Raw genomic sequence first — 15,843 nt, 5'->3', positions numbered from 1 at the left:
TTTCTGCCCATGTCCGCCGTACTCGATACCCCTGTCGCCGTACGGCGTACAGCCATGGACCTGCTCGCGCGCCGCGAGCACGGTCGAGTCGAGCTGACGCGAAAGTTGCGTCAGCGCGGCGCCCCTCCTGAATTGATCGACGAAGCGCTCGACCGGCTGACGGACGAGGGGCTTCTGAGTGAATCCCGTTACCTGGAAAGCTTCATCAACTATCGCGCGCGTTCGGGTTACGGCCCGATGCGAATTCGCGAGGAGCTGGGGCAGCGTGGTTTGCAGCGCGGCGATATCGAACAGGCCCTGCGTGAATGCGGTTTTGACTGGCAGGCGCAACTCACTGAAACCTGGCAACGCAAGTTCGCCGGGCATATGCCCACGGATCAGCGCGAGCGTGCGCAACAAACGCGTTTCCTGAGTTACCGGGGTTTCCCACTGGAAATGATCGGCCGCTTGTTGAGCGGCCGGGGCATGGACGATTGATGCTGTTGGCCTGCCCCGTCCAGTCATGTGGACAGTCAGGCCGATTGCGATGCGGGCTTCAGGTCACCTTGAGCGGTTCGCGGGAGCGGGCGGGTTGCGTGAGCGGTTGAGCCAATGGCTTGGCCCAGTTTTCCTGCAGATTGATGTAATCGACCAATTCGCGCAGTCGACCCTGGTCCCGGGCATTGAAGCTGAAGGCCAGGCGGGCCAGGTGACTGAATTGCGGTTCGTCGTGTTCTTCGCCGGCGTAGGCATGCTGGTGGAAGTTGCCACTCAGGCAAAGATCCTTGAACGCCTCTTGCAGATGCGCCAGTGCCGACTCGTTGAGCGAGTGATGCATGCGGATCACGAACAGATTCTTGAGCCAGCGGCTTGAGTGATAGTTGCTGTAGAACTGGTTGATCTCTGCAACCGCCTCATCGGCGCTGTAGACCAGCTTCAGCAGTTTCATGTCGCTGGGCAGGATGTAATGGTTGCCCTCCAGCTGTTTGCGGATGAAATCCAGTGCGTCTTGCCAGAAAGTGCCTCCCGGCGCATCGAGCAGTATCACCGGCACCAGCGGGCTTTTGCCGGTCTGGATCAGCGTCAATACTTCCAGGCCTTCGTCCAGCGTGCCGAAACCGCCTGGGCAAAGTACCAGGGCATCGGCCTCCTTGACGAAGAACAGCTTGCGGGTGAAGAAGAAGTGGAAGGGCAACAGCTTGTCGGTCCCATCGACAGTGGCATTGGCATGTTGCTCGAACGGAAGCGTGATATTGAAACCCAGGCTGTGATCGAGCCCGGCACCTTCGTGGGCGGCTGCCATGATGCCGCCGCCGGCCCCGGTAATCACCATCAGGTCCGAGCGCGCCAGGGTGGCGCCGAGCTCCCTGGCCAGTGCATACATGGGGTGTTCGATCGGGGTTCTGGCGGAACCGAAGACGGTGACTTTACGGCGGCCCTTGTACTGCTCGAGCACGCGGAAGGCATGATCGAGTTCGCGTAGTGCCTGCAGGGTGATCTTGGCATTCCAGCGGTTGCGGTCGTCCTGGGCCATGCGCAGGACTGTCAGCACCATATCCCGATACAGCGGCAGGTTCGGGCTGTTGGGGGCGACCAGATTGAGGTGTTCTTCGACCTTGCTGGTGAGATCGATACCGTTACTCTTGAAGTGGCTGGACAGGAACTCATTCGGTTCGTAAGGCATTCAACTTCTCCTTCTGCATCAGAACCTTTGGCCCGGTCGAGATATTCGGCAAGGCCGCGACACTGCATGTGTCAATTTGAATGTCGGTTTCTGTAAATCTAGACCCTGCCAGCTGTTTATGCTGACTTGATCATGTGCGCATAAAGTTATGACGGGCAATGGCTTTTCATTCGACCAGGCGCATGTGCACCGCTCGTCAGGCCGGTTCCAGGCTTTTCGTTAAGCTGGTTAACTGGGATGACAGCAGTAGCAGTAGTGGCATGCTGCAGGGAGGGCTTATGAAACGTATGAGTCTTGAGCTCGACACGGAGCTGTATCGGCAATTGAAGAGGGCGGCGTCAGCCAATCACCTGACGCTGGAACAGGAGTGCCTGCGGCGTCTTGAGAGCGGCGAGCGGCCTTCACGCTATCTGCAGGCCTTGCTCGCCGAACTGCGCGCCGATGAAGAACAGCGGCGCGTCAATGAGCACGTGGATTGATTACTTTTTCTTCTTGGCCGCCACGCAATCGGCGGCCTTGAAGCGGTGCGTCACGATCGGACGATTGGTCTTGTGTTCGGTGAACTCATAGACCATCACGGCACCCTTATCCATCAACTGGCGATACGCCGTATTGCGGCACACGCTCGCACCCAATTGGTAGTACACCGCTTGCGGGTTGGTGCGCATTTGCTGTGCGTGGCTCTCGCGCACGCTCAGATGGTCGATCAACTGCTTGCCTTCGACGGTATAGCCCTGATCGAGAATGTCTTCGTTGATCGCCCTTGGTGTGCCGACACTGCTTTCCTTGGCAACCTTGTCGAGCATCCTGCTGAGTTCGAAGTCATTCTTGGACGCTGCCTGTGCGCCCAGAGGCAGAGCTAACAGCAAGGTGATGGACGGGACGATAAAGCGCAGCATGAAACTCTCCTGGTTCGGTGACTGGCGATTTGACCAGCGACCTGACGGTGCGTTCATTCGTGGCCAAACGAGCCAGCGGATTGAACGGGCCAGCACCTGTGGCTGGCGGTCAGGTCGCTGATTATAGGGGACGGGGTGTGTACGTTCTATCTGAAAACTGCGTCAGGCGGCTGTTGAGAGCTGCGCTCTGGTAAACTTGCAGGCCAAGCCCCGCCGAGTCTGCGCAGTGTCGATTCTTTCTTGCCCTCGTGGTGTCTACCCATGAGCCACGCCGTTTCCCGTTTGCGCGACCAGCGTCTGGCCCGCAGCATCAGACCCTTTACCGCCCGAGGCTCGAGAGCACCGCGTTGCCCGGGTTGCCGGGTGATTTTCAGCTATTGCCTGTGTGCCTGGCGGCCTGCAGTCGCGGCGCGCTCGGCCATGTGCCTGCTCATGTACGACGTCGAGCCGCTCAAACCTACCAATACCGGCTGGTTGATCGCTGACGTGATCAGCGATACCAGTGCCTTCGCCTGGTCGCGGACCACGGTCGACGAAGAACTGCTGGCGTTGCTCGAGCAAGAGCAGTGGCAGCCTTATATCGTCTTTCCCGGTGAGTTCGTCGAGCCACAACGTGTCGTCACCAAAGTCGCCATCGAGGACGGTAAACGGCCCTTGTTCATACTGCTGGACGCGACCTGGAACGAAGCCCGCAAGATGTTTCGCAAGAGCCCCTATCTTGAACGGTTCCCGGTGCTGAGCCTTGAGCCGGAGCAACTCTCACGCTACAAGCTGCGCCGCTCCAAGCGCGACGATCATTTCTGTACAGCAGAAGTGGCGGCCTTGTGCCTGGAACTTGCGGACGATCAACAGGCCGCCCAGGCACTGGACGCGTACCTGGATGTTTTCAGCGCTCATTATCTGGGGGCAAAATTCCAGTTGCCACTCGATGAACAGGACGACGTGCATAGCCGTCTCAAAGCATTTTTGTAACGGTGCAAGGGGCTGCGCCATGGGATCAACTTGACCACCGGGTGTCGGCTCGGCATGCTTGGCGCCGATTCGGGCACGAAGAAGGCTCGAACACGGTTTTCCAGGGGCTTCGATAGTTTCGCCTTGTTGGCGTCCGGCGCTGCCGTTGACGCTTTGAGTTGCCTCGGCAAGCGCATACTCTCCTTGAGCGCTTGCACAGAACAGGATCATTTGATCGATGGCCACGTACGAAATCCTGATAGCCGATGACCACCCCCTCTTTCGCAGTGCGCTGCATCAGGCCGTGACCCTGGGCCTGGGCCCGGATGTGCGTCTGGTTGAAGTGGCAAGTATTGCCGAACTGGAAGCCCGCCTGACCGAAAAGGCCGACTGGGACCTGGTCATGCTGGACCTGAACATGCCCGGTGCCTACGGCTTCTCCGGCCTGGTGCTGCTGCGCGGGCAATACCCGCAGATTCCCGTGGTGATGGTATCGGCGCAGGAAGAAGCCTCGGTGGTGGTGAAGTCGCGAGAGTTCGGTGCCAGTGGCTTTATCCCGAAATCCAGCTCCCTGGATGTCATCCAGAAAGCCGTGCGCCTGGTTCTCGACGGAGAAGTCTGGTGGCCGCCGCAGGCGTTCGAAGCGGTGAGTGTCTCGGCTGAAGCCAAGGCTGCGAGCGAAGGCCTTGCCAGCCTGACGCCCCAGCAGTTCCGCGTCTTGACCATGGTCTGTGAAGGCCTTCTGAACAAGCAGATCGCTTATGAGTTGAATGTGTCGGAAGCGACCATCAAGGCTCACGTGACAGCAATCTTCCGCAAACTCGGCGTACGCACCCGGACCCAGGCAGCCTTGCTGTTGCAACAACTAGAATCGATTTCAAGTACTTAAGGCATTTTGCCTTCACGCTTTTTTGACTGGTTTTGAACTAGCGTTCAATTTTTCCATTGGTTGCAGTTGCCTATCTATGTCTCCTTTCAAAGGCCAGACCGGCCTAAAACGTGTTCTCAATGCCACAGGCTATTCGTTTGACGGATTGCGCGCCGCGTTTACCGGCGAAGCAGCATTTCGCCAATTGGTATTGCTCAACGCTGTGCTGATTCCAGTGGCATTTCTGCTGAACGTCAGCCGCGTCGAGCGTGCCATTCTGATTGCCGTCTGTTTGCTGGCCTTGATCGTGGAGCTGCTCAATTCAGCGGTAGAGGCGGCCATCGATCGCATTTCGCTGGAGCGCCATCCGCTCTCGAAAAACGCCAAGGACATGGGCAGTGCAGCCCAGTTCGTCGCGCTGTCCATGATTGCTCTGATCTGGGCTGTGATATTGCTTTAGGCAACAGTCGGCAAGACGATCTCGTCACTGCGTTTCACTCCGGCAGTGAAGGAACGGCACAGCTCAAGAAACTCGCGCATGGCAGAGGTCTGGTACTTCTGCTTGTGCCAGATCAAATAGAACTGGCGCACCAGATCCAGCTCCGGGGTTTCCACGGCCACCAGGCTGCCACGCCGAAACGCGTCGCGCAGGGCCAGGCGCGAAATGCAGCCAATGCCAAGGCCTGACTCGACCGCCCGCTTGATGGCCTCGGTATGTTCCAGTTCCAGGCGAATGTTCAGGGCATCGCGATGATGGCGCATGGCCTGGTCGAAGGTCAGGCGAGTCCCCGATCCTTGTTCGCGCAGAATCCACGCTTCCCGGGTCAGCTCCTCGAGGTTGGCGTATCCACGCTGGGCCAGTGGGTGTTGCGGGGCACAGAACACCACCAGTTCGTCCTCGACCCAGCGCTGGACTTCCAGATCGGGGTGGTTGCAGTCGCCTTCGATCAGACCCAGGTCAATTTCGTAGTGGGCAACCTGTTGCACAATATTCGAAGTGTTCTGCACATGGAGTTTGACCTGGCTTTCCGGATGCAGCTGCATGAAGCCGCCGATCAATAGCGTTGCCAGGTAGTTGCCGATGGTCAGTGTCGCGCCGACACCCAGCGAGCCGAAGCCGGACTTGCCGTTGAGCAGGTCTTCGATTTCCTTGGCCTGGTCGAGCAGGGCCACCGCCTGGGGCAGCAGTTGATGGCCCAGGGCGTTGAGGCTCAGGCGTTTGCCGGCGCGGTCGAACAGTTGACAGCTCGTTTGCCGTTCAAGCTCGGTGATTGATGTGCTGGCTGCCGATTGCGAGAGCGCCAGCATGCTCGCTGCGCGCGAAACGCTTTCCTGCTGCGCGACGGCGACGAAAACCTGTAATTGACGTAAAGTAAATCGCATATCTATATAACCGATTACCTATATCTTAATAATCCATTTAACAGATATTGTCGCTGCCACTAAACTACAGCGCAATCGCGCTCTAGGTTTAGCGCTGCGTTTTCTTCAGGAGCCCCGTACATGAGCAACATGAACCACGAACGTGTACTCAGTGTCCATCACTGGAATGACACCCTGTTCAGCTTCAAGTGCACCCGCGACCCGGGTCTGCGCTTCGAGAACGGTCAGTTCGTGATGATCGGCCTGCAGCAACCCAACGGCCGGCCGCTAATGCGTGCTTATTCGATCGCCAGCCCGAACTGGGAAGAACATCTCGAGTTCTTCAGCATCAAGGTGCCCGATGGTCCCCTGACTTCGCAGTTGCAGCACCTGAAGGAAGGCGATGAGATCATCATCAGCAAGAAGCCTACCGGTACCCTGGTGCTGGACGACCTCAAGCCTGGCAAGCACCTGTACCTGCTCAGCACCGGTACGGGCCTCGCGCCGTTCATGAGCGTCATCCAGGACCCGGAAACCTACGAGCGCTTCGAAAAGGTCATCCTGTGCCATGGCGTGCGTTACGTGAACGAAGTCGCCTACCGCGAGTTCATCACCGAGCACCTGCCGCAGAACGAATTCTTCGGCGAGGCGCTGCGTGACAAGTTGATCTACTACCCGACCGTGACCCGCGAGCCGTTCGAGAACGAAGGCCGCCTGACCGACCTGATGCGCAGCGGCAAGTTGTTCAGCGATATCGGCCTGCCGCCGATCAATCCGCAGGACGACCGCGCCATGCTGTGCGGTAGCCCGAGCATGCTCGATGAAACCAGCGAAGTACTCAACAGCTTCGGCCTGAAGGTTTCTCCGCGCATGCGTGAGCCGGGTGACTACCTGATCGAGCGTGCGTTCGTAGAGAAGTAAACCGACGCCATAAAAAAACCGCCCTGAGGGGCGGTTTTTTTTGCCTGCAATTTCAGCGGTTGGCGGCTATCACTTCCAATACCCTGATCACGTCCGGCTGCGGGTAATGCCAGCGTACGTCCACGTCCCAGAACTGCGCGCCGTAGTGGCGTTCGGGCGACGGGGTCTGGTAGGCCGGTCGTGGGTCCTGCGCCAGGCATTGCTCGATCAGTTGCACCAATGGCTCTGCAAGGCGCGTGGCATGCTCGTAAGCCTGCACCTGCGCCGCATCACTCCACTGCACGGCAATCAGCCGTGGTGCGGCGTTGGCGATGTCGTTGCGGGCGTCATCGACCCGGTCGGCATAGGGGACGTAGGGTTTGATGTCCAGGACCGGCGTGCCGTCGAGCAAATCGATGCCCGAGAGCAGCAGCCGGCCCGCTTCGACTTTCTCCAGTTTCACCACCGATTGGCCAATGCCATTGGGCCGGTGCGTGGCCCGGGTGGCGAAAACGCCCATGGACTTGTTGCCACCGAGCCTTGGCGGACGCACCTTGAGCCGGGGTTTTTCCTCCAGCGCCTGGTGGAACAGGAACAACAGCCAGACATGGCTGACCTGCTCCAGCCCTTGCACCGCATCGCCCTGGTCGAACGGAGCCACCAGCTCGAGAATGCCGCGCGCTGCCGGCGCCAGTTGGGGCTGGCGTGGAATGGCGAATTTCTCCTTGAAGCAGGAGCGGACGAAGCCGATTGGCGAGACGCTATAGCTCATGTCCGTTCAGCCGCGCACTCGCAGGGTCAGGCCTTTGAGGAAGTTGCGCAGCAGCTGGTCGCCACAGGGGCGGTAGTTGTTGTGGCCGAACTTGCGGAACAACGCGCTCAATTCAGGCTTGGAAACCGGGAAGTCGGCGGCCTTGAGGACAGCGTGCATGTCGTCTTCCTTGAGCTCGAAAGCCACGCGCAGCTTTTTCAGGATGATGTTATTGGTGACCGGCAGTTCGATCGGCAGCGGCGGGCGGCTTTCGTCCTTGCCACGCTTGAAGATCACCAGACCATCGAGAAAATGCGCCATGACCTCGTCCGGGCAATGCACGAAGCCTTCTTCTTCATCTTTCTTCAAATAGTTGGCGACGTCGGCCTTGCTGACTTCCAGGCCGCCGAGCTTGATGATCTCGACGACTTTGGCATCGCTGATATCGAGCATGTAGCGCACGCTGCGCAGAACATCGTTGTGAATCATGGTGAACATCCTGGTCGATGAGCGCCGCAATGGAGCGGCGCTGTAAATTGGGGGGAGGGCGAGACGGCCTAGAACTTTTCCTTGCCCGACAGGTAGCGCCACTGACCCGCTGCAACCTTGCCGATCGAAACGCCGCCGACGCGGATACGACGCATCGACACCACGGTCAGGCCGACGCTGGCGCACAGCTGGGTCAGCAGGCCGGGTTGGGGATTCTTCATGGCGAAGCGCAGGCGCGTTTCGTTCTGCCAGCTGGCCTTGACCGCAGGCAGTTCGCGACCTTTCCACTTGACGCCGTGGTTGAGTCGATTCAAGCCATGTTCGGCCATCTCGCCGCTGACTTCGACCACATACTCCTGTTCGAGCTTGGCGATATCGTCGGTGAGCTTGCGGATGATCCGCCAATCCTGGCTGAACACCTGCAGGCCGCTGGCACCCTGTTGCAGTTCGGCGGCGCAGGCCAACCGGAGGAAATGCCCCTTGAGCGGGCGCTTGCCGTAGCGGTGCTCTTCGGACAGGGTCGCCGGCGTCATCGTTGCCAGGGCGTTCTCGCTGTTCAGGTCGGCCGGCTGGTTGAGCAGCAGGGTGACCGGTTCAGGCGCCGTGGCTTTCGCGTCAGGGTCGAGCTCGACTTTCTGGGTGCTGACCTTGAACTGGGGTTCGTCGACGATTTCACCATCAACCGAGACCCAGCCGCCCTCGATGAACAGCTCGGCCTCCCGGCGGGAGCAGCCGACCAGCTCGATAAGGCGTTTTGAGAGACGAATGGGTTCAGACATGGGAAAAGCCGTTGCTAACCAGGGAGAGCGCCATTGTAACCGCCTGAAGCCGGTTTATCCCGGCAACATTCGGTGAAAAGCCGGGCTGAATGGGTATTGTGTGGAATTTCGGAACAGGCCTGCCTGTTCCGAGGATGAGTCTGTCAGCCGAGTTGAGCGGATTGGGCTCGTCTCAAACGCAGGTGCAGCAGCGGGTAGGGCTGCCCCATGCCGTCATGCTCGGAACGTCCGATCACTTCGAAACCTTGCTTGAAATAGAAACCCACCGCCTGGTCGTTCTGCTCGTTGACGTCCAGCTCATCGGCATTCAGGTGTTCTATGGCATAGCGCAGCAACTTTTTGCCAATGCCCTGGCCCCGGTACTGCGGATCGATGAAGAGCATTTCGACCTTGCCTGCCGCCACCCCGGCAAATCCGGTGATGCGCTGGTGCGCGTCCTTGCAGCAGATCAGCATGACCGCGTCCAGGTACTGGTTCTGCACCAGGTCCCTGAGCAGGGTGATGTAGCTGTCCGGGAGAAAACCATGGGTGGCCCGCACCGAAGCCTCCCAGACCCGGGTCAATTCGGGATAGTCACTCTGCCTCGGCGTCAGAACAGCTGAATGAGTACGCATGCAACCGGCCTCCTTGTGCGTGAGCCGCTCACTATCGTTCAGTGGCCGCCAAGGTAAAAGATAGTTGCAAAAAAAAGGTTCATTGCAGCTTGGCGGTGAAACCGGGTCACATGGGGCCGCGTTGCGGCCAAATCGCTGACAAGCCAGCTCCCACAGGATCCGAGGTTGCTCACAAATATGTGAGCCCACTCGGATCCCCTGTGGGAGCTGGCTTGCCAGCGATAGCGGTCTACCTGTAGGCAAATTCCTTATTTCTTGAACGACATTTCCCAAGCATAATCAACCCGCCTTTAACGCTGTTGCGCCTGTGTTTTCGGGTGGTTAGTGTTGCCCTGTCGTTGCCAATTCAACGGCCGGGTTTCGCAGCCCTGAAGCTCAACAACGTTCATTCCCGAGGTTCGGCGTTTTTTCCTGCCTGTAATCTTGTGTTATGGCGGCTGTGCGCGGGGCACCTTCGGGTGCGCCGGTTTGAGCTCCTCCGGTCTGCGAACCCGCGTATAGCTGCCACCCTCGCTTTTCACCACCGAAAAACCCTTCGGCACCGTCGACAGCAACGGCCAGCCCATGTTCATCGTGCGCGGCGGCATCCCGGCCGAAAACGCGCTGGTCCATGCCACCACCCTGATCGAATACGCCGAGGCCACAGCCTGGGATGTGGTCGATCACCTGCACCTCAATGACAAATCGCTGGTGCTTGGGCTGATCCAACAGCTCGATGCGGCGCAGGCGTTGCTCGGCGCGATTCTGGACCAGCCAGTCCAGCGCTAGCTCTCGTACCCTCGTTCCCACGCTCAGCGTGGGAATGCCTCCCCAGACGCTCCGCGTCGCGCTCTCAGGCAAGTGCTGTCATGAAATGCAAAGTCATTGACGTGCAATGTGAAGCAGCTGCCTTGCACGTGACGATACTGGCTTGCTCATCGAAATCGAACATGCATCTCAATAAAATAATTAAGGGGAGAGCAGAATGAAGTTCAGTCTTTTGGATGACAGCAAGCCGAGCCGCCGGCGGGTTCTACGTGATGCCTTGGCCCTGGCGGTGGCGGCCTCTCCATTGGCGAACCTCGCCAAGGCAGCCGACGAATCACCCGAAGAAGTGACCTTTGCCGCCGGCCCACGGCCGTTGGTGACATACCCGCAAAAACGACCGTTGACCCTGGTGACCACCCGCCCGCCGCACCTGGAGACGCCTTTCCCGGTCTTCAATGAAGGGCCCATCACGCCCAATGACGCCTTTTTCGTGCGTTACCACCTCGCCAATTTCCCTACCAGCATCGATCCCGACAGTTATCGTCTGACGGTCAAGGGCATGGTCAATGCGCCGCTGTCGCTTTCCCTCGCAGAACTCAAGGCCCTGGCCGAACCGGTGGAAGTGGTGGCCGTCAATCAGTGTTCGGGCAACAGCCGTGGCTTCTTTATGCCGCGCGTGTTCGGTGCTCAGTTGGGCAATGGATCGATGGGTAATGCCCGCTGGGTGGGGGTGCCACTCAAGGCGGTGTTGGAAAAGGCCGGTGTGCAAGCCGGTGCCAGGCAAGTGACATTCCGTGGGCTCGACAAGCCAGTGTTGCCGAGCACGCCGGAGTTCATCAAAGCCCTGGACATCAGCCATGCCATGGACGGCGAGCCCATGATCGCCTGGTCGATGAACGGTACGGATCTGCCATTTCTCAACGGTTATCCGATTCGTCTGGTGGTACCAGGCTATTTCGGAACGTACTGGGTCAAGCATCTGAGCGAGATTGAAGTCATCGATCACACCTACGATGGTTTCTTCATGGCCAAAGGCTACCGCCTGCCGGACAACGATTGTTTCTGCATCGCCCCTGGTACCACGGCGGCGCAAACGCTGCCGATTTCCAAGTTGGCAGTGCGCAGCTTCATCACCAACGTCAAACATGGCGATGTGTTGCCGCTTGAAAAGCGCGTTGAGCTCAAGGGCATTGCGTTCGACGGCGGCATCGGGGTCAACAAGGTGGAAGTATCGATCGACGGCGGACAAAGTTGGCTCGAAGCCAGGTTGGGGGAGGATCTGGGCCGCTTTTCCTTCCGCGAGTGGACGCTGCCGATCACCTTTACCAGCAAGGGCGCCACACAATTGATGGTGCGCGCCAGCAACCGTGCGGGCGAGACACAACCGCTGCGAGCCGACTGGAACCCCAGTGGCTACCGCCGCCACGTCGTGGAAACCAGCCACGTGACCGTTGCTTGAGGAGCCTTGCATGAAAATCATGAAACCCATGACAACCTTGCTGTTCACGGCTCAGGTCTGTTTCGCTGCGATGGCTGGTGCAGCGCCGCTCTCGATCACGTTGCCGCCCGAAACGGCTGTACTGAAACCCAGTACGCTGCCCGGATACCCATTGGCTCAGCAGAAGTGTTCCACCTGCCATTCTGCCGACTACATCAACTTCCAGCCTCCCGGCATGAGCCTGGCGCAGTGGACCGGTGAAGCCAGCAAGATGCAGCACGTCTATGGTGCGCCGATCAGCGATCAGGATGTAAATGTCATCGGCGCCTACCTTGCGGTTACCTACGGCAGTGCCCATGCGACCGATGCCGATGTGCAGGCCGCCTCGAACCCGCCGGTGGGTCAGGCCCCTGCGGCGCCTGTAGCAAAAGTCGACGCCATGGCCTTGCTCCAGAACAACGCTTGCCTGTCTTGCCATGCGATCGATCACAAGGTCGTAGGTCCGGCCTACCGCGATGTGGCGGCCAAGTATGCCAATGACCCGCAGGCACTGGCCAAGGTGACATCCAGCATTCAGAACGGTGGTACCGGCAAATGGGGGAATGTCCCGATGCCGCCTTTCGCGCAGTTGAGTCCGGACGATCTGAAAACCCTGGCGACGTTCGTACTGCACCCGTGAGCGCGCATGTGTGACCGACCTCGTTCCCACGCGGGGAACGAGAACGGGCAAAAAAAAGCCCCGCCGTTTCGGGCGGGGCTTTTTTTCAAGCGCGAATCAGAGCGTTTCGGCCCAGAGGTCGTACTCGTCGGCGTCGGTCACGCGGCACCAGACTTTATCGCCTGGCTTGAGGTCCTTGTCGCTCTCGATGTAGACGTTGCCGTCGATTTCCGGGGCATCGAAGAAGCAACGGCCGACCGCGCCCTGTTCGTCGACTTCGTCGATCAGGACTTCGATTTCCTTGCCGATCTTCAGCTGCAGGCGCGCGGCGCTGATCTGCTGCTGGTGAGCCATGAAACGGTCCCAACGGTCCTGCTTGACCTCGTCCGGCACCACTTCAGCGTCCAGGTCGTTGGCTGGAGCGCCTTCGACCGGCGAGTACTGGAAGCAGCCGACGCGATCGAGTTGAGCCTCGGTCAGCCAGTCGAGCAGGTACTGGAAGTCTTCCTCGGTTTCACCCGGGAAGCCGACGATGAAGGTCGAGCGGATGATCAGGTCCGGGCACTGTTCGCGCCACTTCTTGATCCGCGCCAGGGTCTTGTCTTCGAAGGCCGGGCGTTTCATGGCCTTGAGGACTTTCGGGCTGGCGTGCTGGAAGGGGATATCCAGGTACGGCAGGATTTTCCCGGCGGCCATCAACGGGATCACATCGTCGACGTTCGGGTACGGGTAGACGTAGTGCAGGCGGACCCAGACACCGAGGGTGCTGAGCGCTTCGCACAGTTCCAGCATGCGGGTTTTCACCGGCTGGCCGTTCCAGAAGTCGGTCTTGTACTTGACGTCCACACCGTAGGCGCTGGTGTCCTGGGAGATGACCAGGATCTCTTTGACGCCGGCCTTGACCAGGCGCTCGGCCTCGCTCAGGACGTCGCCGACCGGACGGCTGACCAGCTTGCCGCGCATGGACGGGATAATGCAGAAGCTGCAGCTGTGGTTGCAGCCTTCGGAGATTTTCAGGTACGCGTAGTGGCGCGGGGTCAGCTTGATGCCTTGTGGCGGTACCAGGTCGATCAGCGGGTTATGATCGAGTTTCGGCGGTACCACTTCGTGCACGGCGTTGACCACCTGCTCGTATTGCTGCGGGCCGGTGACAGCCAGCACGCTCGGGTGCACATTACGGATGGCGCTTTCTTCGACGCCCATGCAACCGGTAACGATCACCTTGCCGTTTTCGGCAATGGCTTCGCCGATCACTTCCAGGGATTCGGCCTTGGCGGTGTCGATAAAACCGCAGGTATTGACCACCACGACATCGGCGTCCTGGTAGGTGGACACGACTTCATAGCCTTCCATGCGCAGTTGGGTCAGGATGCGCTCGGAATCGACCAGGGCCTTTGGGCAACCCAGGGAGACGAAGCCAACCTTTGGAACAGACGGCGTAGGTGTGGTGGACATGGCAAACCTCGGTGTAATTAGGCCAGTGTCGCCAGGATGCGCCACTGTCCTGTTGTGCGCTTGCAGCGCCTCTGATCAAAAAGTGCGCAATTCTAGCGGCGTACAACGCACTTGACCAGCTTTATGCAGGGAAATACGACGAGTGCTGCGCTATGCTTCGCGGCGTTACACCACGTAATGTTTCGTCGGTTGACAATGAGTAGGGGCCAGAAGTGACAAAGGTCTGTCCTTTCGTCGATTTTACAGGCGCCCAAGTCTTGGTTTCAGGAGTGGTTGATGGTCCAGGCAAGTAGTCAGGCGGGTACTGTACAGTCTCCGGCCAAGCCGTTGAGTATGCTGGTTGCAGCGGTCGGGGTGGTTTACGGTGATATTGGTACGAGCCCGTTGTACACCCTTAAAGAGGTGTTTTCCGGTGGCTATGGCGTTCCCGTCAACCATGACGGCGTGCTGGGCATTTTATCGCTGATTTTCTGGTCGTTGATCTGGGTCGTTTCGATCAAGTACATGTTGTTCGTGTTGCGCGCCGACAACCAGGGCGAAGGCGGAATCATGGCCCTGACCGCCCTGGCCCGGCGTGCGGCGGGTTCGCGCGCGCGCTTGCGTACCCTGTTGGTGGTCTGCGGTTTGATCGGCGCGGCCCTGTTCTATGGGGACAGCATGATCACCCCGGCGATTTCGGTGCTTTCGGCCATCGAGGGCCTGGGGTTGGCGTTCGAGGGTATCGATCATTGGGTGGTGCCACTGTCGCTGATCGTGCTGGTGGCACTGTTTCTGATCCAGAGCCATGGCACGGCGCGCATCGGCATTCTGTTCGGGCCGGTGATGGTGACCTGGTTTGTCGTGCTGGGGGCGTTGGGCGCTTATGGCATTTACCAACACCCGGAAGTGCTCAAGGCGATGAACCCGGGCTGGGCGGTGAACTTTTTTGTCGTGCATCCGGGCATGGGCGTGGCCATTCTGGGTGCCGTGGTGCTGGCGCTGACCGGTGCCGAGGCGCTGTATGCCGACATGGGCCATTTCGGTCGCAAGCCGATTGCCCGTGCCTGGTTCATCCTGGTACTGCCGGCATTGGTGTTGAACTACTTCGGTCAGGGCGCGCTGCTGTTGGGCGACCCGGAAGCGGCGCGTAACCCGTTCTACCTGCTGGCGCCGAGTTGGGCGCTGCTTCCGTTGGTGGGGTTGTCGACCCTGGCGACTGTGATCGCGTCCCAAGCGGTGATTTCCGGTGCATTTTCCCTGACCCGTCAGGCAATCCAGCTCGGTTACATTCCGCGGATGCACATCCGCCACACCTCCCATGACGAGCAGGGCCAGATCTACATCAGTGCGGTCAACTGGGCGCTGATGGTCGGGGTGATCCTGCTGGTGCTCGGTTTCGAGTCGTCGGGCGCACTGGCTTCAGCCTATGGCGTGGCAGTTACGGGTACGATGCTGATGACCACCATTCTGGTTTCGGCGGTCATGCTGCTGCTGTGGAAATGGCCACCGGTGCTGGCCGTGCCGGTACTGCTTGGTTTTCTGTTCGTCGATGGGTTGTTCTTTGCTGCCAACGTGCCGAAGATCGTTCAGGGCGGTGCCTTTCCGGTGATCGCGGGTATTGTCCTGTTTATCCTCATGACCACCTGGAAGCGCGGCAAGCAACTGCTGGTCGACCGCCTGGACGAAGGCGGGCTGCCGCTGCCGATTTTCATCAGCAGCATCGCTGTGCAACCACCCCATCGGGTCGAAGGCACCGCGGTATTCCTGACCGCGCGGCCGGATGCGGTGCCCCACGCACTGCTGCACAACCTGTTGCACAACCAGGTGTTGCATAGCCAGGTTGTGCTCCTGACCGTGGTCAACGAAGACTCGCCGCGGGTGCCGTTGCAGCATCGCTTTGAAGTCTCGGCCTATGGTCATGGCTTCTTCCGGGTCATCCTGCATTTCGGCTTCATGGACGAGCCGGATGTGCCGGCGGCCCTTAAGCTGTGCCATCTGGATGAACTGGACTTCAGCCCGATGCGTACCACCTACTTCCTCAGCCGCGAGACGGTGATCGCTTCCAAGCTGGTGGGCATGTCGCGCTGGCGCGGGAACCTGTTTGCCTTCTTGCTGAAGAATGCCAACGGCAACTTGCGTTTCTTCAACCTGCCGCTGAACCGGGTGATCGAGTTGGGTACGCAGGTGGAGATCTAGCCAGGGCTTGCTCCGTCCCGGCACTCGTTCCCACGCTCTGCGTGGGAATGCATCCGGTGACGCTCTGCGTCACGCCCACCAGGTCGACGCTGGA

The 15,843-nt window shown here is 59.4% G+C and carries 18 protein-coding genes; 10 read left to right on the top strand and 8 right to left on the bottom strand.

Going from position 1 to position 15,843, the window contains the following annotated elements:
* Window positions 1–9: 9 nt before the first annotated feature.
* The gene (gene recX / locus F2S13_RS08095; protein WP_166359949.1) at window positions 10–477 is read left to right on the top strand and encodes a recombination regulator RecX; all 468 of its coding nucleotides are present in this window, start codon (window positions 10–12) and stop codon (window positions 475–477) included.
* Between the two features lie 58 nt (window positions 478–535).
* On the opposite strand, the gene F2S13_RS08090 is transcribed toward recX, so the two are convergent.
* Complete coding sequence (locus F2S13_RS08090) at window positions 536–1,663, bottom strand: LOG family protein (protein WP_166359948.1); 1,128 nt, start codon at window positions 1,661–1,663, stop codon at window positions 536–538.
* A gap of 278 nt (window positions 1,664–1,941) precedes the next feature.
* Between F2S13_RS08090 and F2S13_RS08085 the strand changes: the two genes are divergently transcribed.
* The gene (locus F2S13_RS08085; protein WP_166359947.1) at window positions 1,942–2,142 is read left to right on the top strand and encodes a hypothetical protein; all 201 of its coding nucleotides are present in this window, start codon (window positions 1,942–1,944) and stop codon (window positions 2,140–2,142) included.
* Here the strand turns inward: F2S13_RS08085 and F2S13_RS08080 are convergent, their stop codons facing one another.
* Window positions 2,143–2,562 carry a quorum-sensing-regulated virulence factor family protein gene (locus F2S13_RS08080; RefSeq protein ID WP_166359946.1) on the bottom strand — a complete coding sequence of 140 codons (420 nt, stop codon included), beginning with the start codon at window positions 2,560–2,562 and terminating at the stop codon, window positions 2,143–2,145.
* Between the two features lie 261 nt (window positions 2,563–2,823).
* Here F2S13_RS08080 and F2S13_RS08075 point away from each other — a divergent pair, with 261 nt between their 5' ends.
* The 3 genes from F2S13_RS08075 (at window position 2,824) to F2S13_RS08065 (ending at window position 4,841) form a co-directional block, all read left to right on the top strand.
* The gene (locus tag F2S13_RS08075) at window positions 2,824–3,534 is read left to right on the top strand and encodes a tRNA-uridine aminocarboxypropyltransferase (RefSeq protein WP_166359945.1); all 711 of its coding nucleotides are present in this window, start codon (window positions 2,824–2,826) and stop codon (window positions 3,532–3,534) included.
* Window positions 3,535–3,751: 217 nt separating this feature from the next.
* On the top strand, window positions 3,752–4,402 hold the full coding sequence (erdR, locus tag F2S13_RS08070; protein ID WP_166359944.1) for a response regulator transcription factor ErdR: 651 nt from the start codon (window positions 3,752–3,754) through the stop codon (window positions 4,400–4,402).
* Window positions 4,403–4,478: 76 nt separating this feature from the next.
* The gene (locus F2S13_RS08065) at window positions 4,479–4,841 is read left to right on the top strand and encodes a diacylglycerol kinase (RefSeq protein ID WP_166359943.1); all 363 of its coding nucleotides are present in this window, start codon (window positions 4,479–4,481) and stop codon (window positions 4,839–4,841) included.
* Here the strand turns inward: F2S13_RS08065 and F2S13_RS08060 are convergent.
* Window positions 4,838–5,764, bottom strand: coding sequence for a LysR family transcriptional regulator (locus tag F2S13_RS08060; protein ID WP_166359942.1), 927 nt, complete (start codon window positions 5,762–5,764; stop codon window positions 4,838–4,840). The genes F2S13_RS08065 and F2S13_RS08060 overlap by 4 nt on opposite strands.
* A gap of 120 nt (window positions 5,765–5,884) precedes the next feature.
* Here F2S13_RS08060 and fpr point away from each other — a divergent pair, with 120 nt between their 5' ends.
* A complete protein-coding gene (gene fpr, locus F2S13_RS08055) occupies window positions 5,885–6,664 on the top strand; it encodes a ferredoxin-NADP reductase (RefSeq protein ID WP_003443014.1) in 780 nt (259 codons plus the stop codon).
* Window positions 6,665–6,716: 52 nt separating this feature from the next.
* Here fpr and tsaA read toward each other — a convergent pair whose 3' ends face one another.
* The 4 genes from tsaA to F2S13_RS08035 form a co-directional block, all read right to left on the bottom strand.
* Window positions 6,717–7,415, bottom strand: coding sequence for a tRNA (N6-threonylcarbamoyladenosine(37)-N6)-methyltransferase TrmO (gene tsaA, locus F2S13_RS08050; RefSeq protein WP_166359941.1), 699 nt, complete (start codon window positions 7,413–7,415; stop codon window positions 6,717–6,719).
* 6 nt (window positions 7,416–7,421) lie between these two features.
* Window positions 7,422–7,883 (bottom strand): YehS family protein, encoded by a 462-nt coding sequence (locus F2S13_RS08045; protein ID WP_166359940.1) that lies wholly within the window; start codon window positions 7,881–7,883, stop codon window positions 7,422–7,424.
* A gap of 68 nt (window positions 7,884–7,951) precedes the next feature.
* Window positions 7,952–8,662, bottom strand: coding sequence for an rRNA pseudouridine synthase (locus tag F2S13_RS08040; RefSeq protein WP_166359939.1), 711 nt, complete (start codon window positions 8,660–8,662; stop codon window positions 7,952–7,954).
* 143 nt (window positions 8,663–8,805) lie between these two features.
* On the bottom strand, window positions 8,806–9,276 hold the full coding sequence (locus F2S13_RS08035; RefSeq protein ID WP_166359938.1) for a GNAT family N-acetyltransferase: 471 nt from the start codon (window positions 9,274–9,276) through the stop codon (window positions 8,806–8,808).
* A gap of 501 nt (window positions 9,277–9,777) precedes the next feature.
* Between F2S13_RS08035 and F2S13_RS08030 the strand changes: the two genes are divergently transcribed.
* The 3 genes from F2S13_RS08030 to sorB all read left to right on the top strand — a co-directional run bounded on the left by F2S13_RS08030 (window position 9,778) and on the right by sorB (window position 12,140).
* On the top strand, window positions 9,778–10,044 hold the full coding sequence (locus F2S13_RS08030; protein WP_281354541.1) for a DUF6124 family protein: 267 nt from the start codon (window positions 9,778–9,780) through the stop codon (window positions 10,042–10,044).
* 196 nt (window positions 10,045–10,240) lie between these two features.
* Entirely contained in the window at window positions 10,241–11,482 is a 1,242-nt protein-coding gene (gene sorA / locus F2S13_RS08025) for a SorA family sulfite dehydrogenase catalytic subunit (protein WP_166359936.1), read from the top strand.
* 10 nt (window positions 11,483–11,492) lie between these two features.
* Window positions 11,493–12,140, top strand: a complete 648-nt coding sequence (gene sorB, locus F2S13_RS08020) for a SorB family sulfite dehydrogenase c-type cytochrome subunit (RefSeq protein WP_166359935.1) — start codon at window positions 11,493–11,495, stop codon at window positions 12,138–12,140.
* A 96-nt stretch (window positions 12,141–12,236) separates the two neighbouring features.
* On the opposite strand, the gene rimO is transcribed toward sorB, so the two are convergent.
* On the bottom strand, window positions 12,237–13,574 hold the full coding sequence (gene rimO / locus F2S13_RS08015) for a 30S ribosomal protein S12 methylthiotransferase RimO (RefSeq protein ID WP_166359934.1): 1,338 nt from the start codon (window positions 13,572–13,574) through the stop codon (window positions 12,237–12,239).
* Window positions 13,575–13,907: 333 nt separating this feature from the next.
* Here rimO and F2S13_RS08010 point away from each other — a divergent pair, with 333 nt between their 5' ends.
* Window positions 13,908–15,749 (top strand): potassium transporter Kup, encoded by a 1,842-nt coding sequence (locus tag F2S13_RS08010; protein ID WP_425500223.1) that lies wholly within the window; start codon window positions 13,908–13,910, stop codon window positions 15,747–15,749.
* The last annotated feature ends 94 nt before the right edge of the window (window positions 15,750–15,843 follow it).

The sequence above is a fragment of the Pseudomonas akapageensis genome, assembly GCF_011355085.1.
Lineage (GTDB): Bacteria > Pseudomonadota > Gammaproteobacteria > Pseudomonadales > Pseudomonadaceae > Aquipseudomonas > Aquipseudomonas akapageensis.
The sequence above is the reverse complement of the archived record's forward strand: the minus strand, read 5'-3'. Positions and strand labels throughout refer to the sequence as shown.

Bases quoted from the DNA above. Each gene is read 5' to 3' on its own strand.
- F2S13_RS08060 (WP_166359942.1), bottom strand. From the start codon at position 5,764: ATGCGATTTACTTTACGTCAATTACAGGTTTTCGTCGCCGTCGCGCAG.
- F2S13_RS08065 (WP_166359943.1), top strand. From the start codon at position 4,479: ATGTCTCCTTTCAAAGGCCAGACCGGCCTAAAACGTGTTCTCAATGCC.
- tsaA (WP_166359941.1), bottom strand. From the start codon at position 7,415: ATGAGCTATAGCGTCTCGCCAATCGGCTTCGTCCGCTCCTGCTTCAAG.
- F2S13_RS08045 (WP_166359940.1), bottom strand. From the start codon at position 7,883: ATGATTCACAACGATGTTCTGCGCAGCGTGCGCTACATGCTCGATATC.
- F2S13_RS08040 (WP_166359939.1), bottom strand. From the start codon at position 8,662: ATGTCTGAACCCATTCGTCTCTCAAAACGCCTTATCGAGCTGGTCGGC.
- sorB (WP_166359935.1), top strand. From the start codon at position 11,493: ATGAAAATCATGAAACCCATGACAACCTTGCTGTTCACGGCTCAGGTC.
- fpr (WP_003443014.1), top strand. From the start codon at position 5,885: ATGAGCAACATGAACCACGAACGTGTACTCAGTGTCCATCACTGGAAT.
- F2S13_RS08080 (WP_166359946.1), bottom strand. From the start codon at position 2,562: ATGCTGCGCTTTATCGTCCCGTCCATCACCTTGCTGTTAGCTCTGCCT.
- F2S13_RS08090 (WP_166359948.1), bottom strand. From the start codon at position 1,663: ATGCCTTACGAACCGAATGAGTTCCTGTCCAGCCACTTCAAGAGTAAC.
- erdR (WP_166359944.1), top strand. From the start codon at position 3,752: ATGGCCACGTACGAAATCCTGATAGCCGATGACCACCCCCTCTTTCGC.
- F2S13_RS08075 (WP_166359945.1), top strand. From the start codon at position 2,824: ATGAGCCACGCCGTTTCCCGTTTGCGCGACCAGCGTCTGGCCCGCAGC.
- rimO (WP_166359934.1), bottom strand. From the start codon at position 13,574: ATGTCCACCACACCTACGCCGTCTGTTCCAAAGGTTGGCTTCGTCTCC.
- sorA (WP_166359936.1), top strand. From the start codon at position 10,241: ATGAAGTTCAGTCTTTTGGATGACAGCAAGCCGAGCCGCCGGCGGGTT.
- F2S13_RS08010 (WP_425500223.1), top strand. From the start codon at position 13,908: ATGCTGGTTGCAGCGGTCGGGGTGGTTTACGGTGATATTGGTACGAGC.
- recX (WP_166359949.1), top strand. From the start codon at position 10: ATGTCCGCCGTACTCGATACCCCTGTCGCCGTACGGCGTACAGCCATG.
- F2S13_RS08035 (WP_166359938.1), bottom strand. From the start codon at position 9,276: ATGCGTACTCATTCAGCTGTTCTGACGCCGAGGCAGAGTGACTATCCC.
- F2S13_RS08085 (WP_166359947.1), top strand. From the start codon at position 1,942: ATGAAACGTATGAGTCTTGAGCTCGACACGGAGCTGTATCGGCAATTG.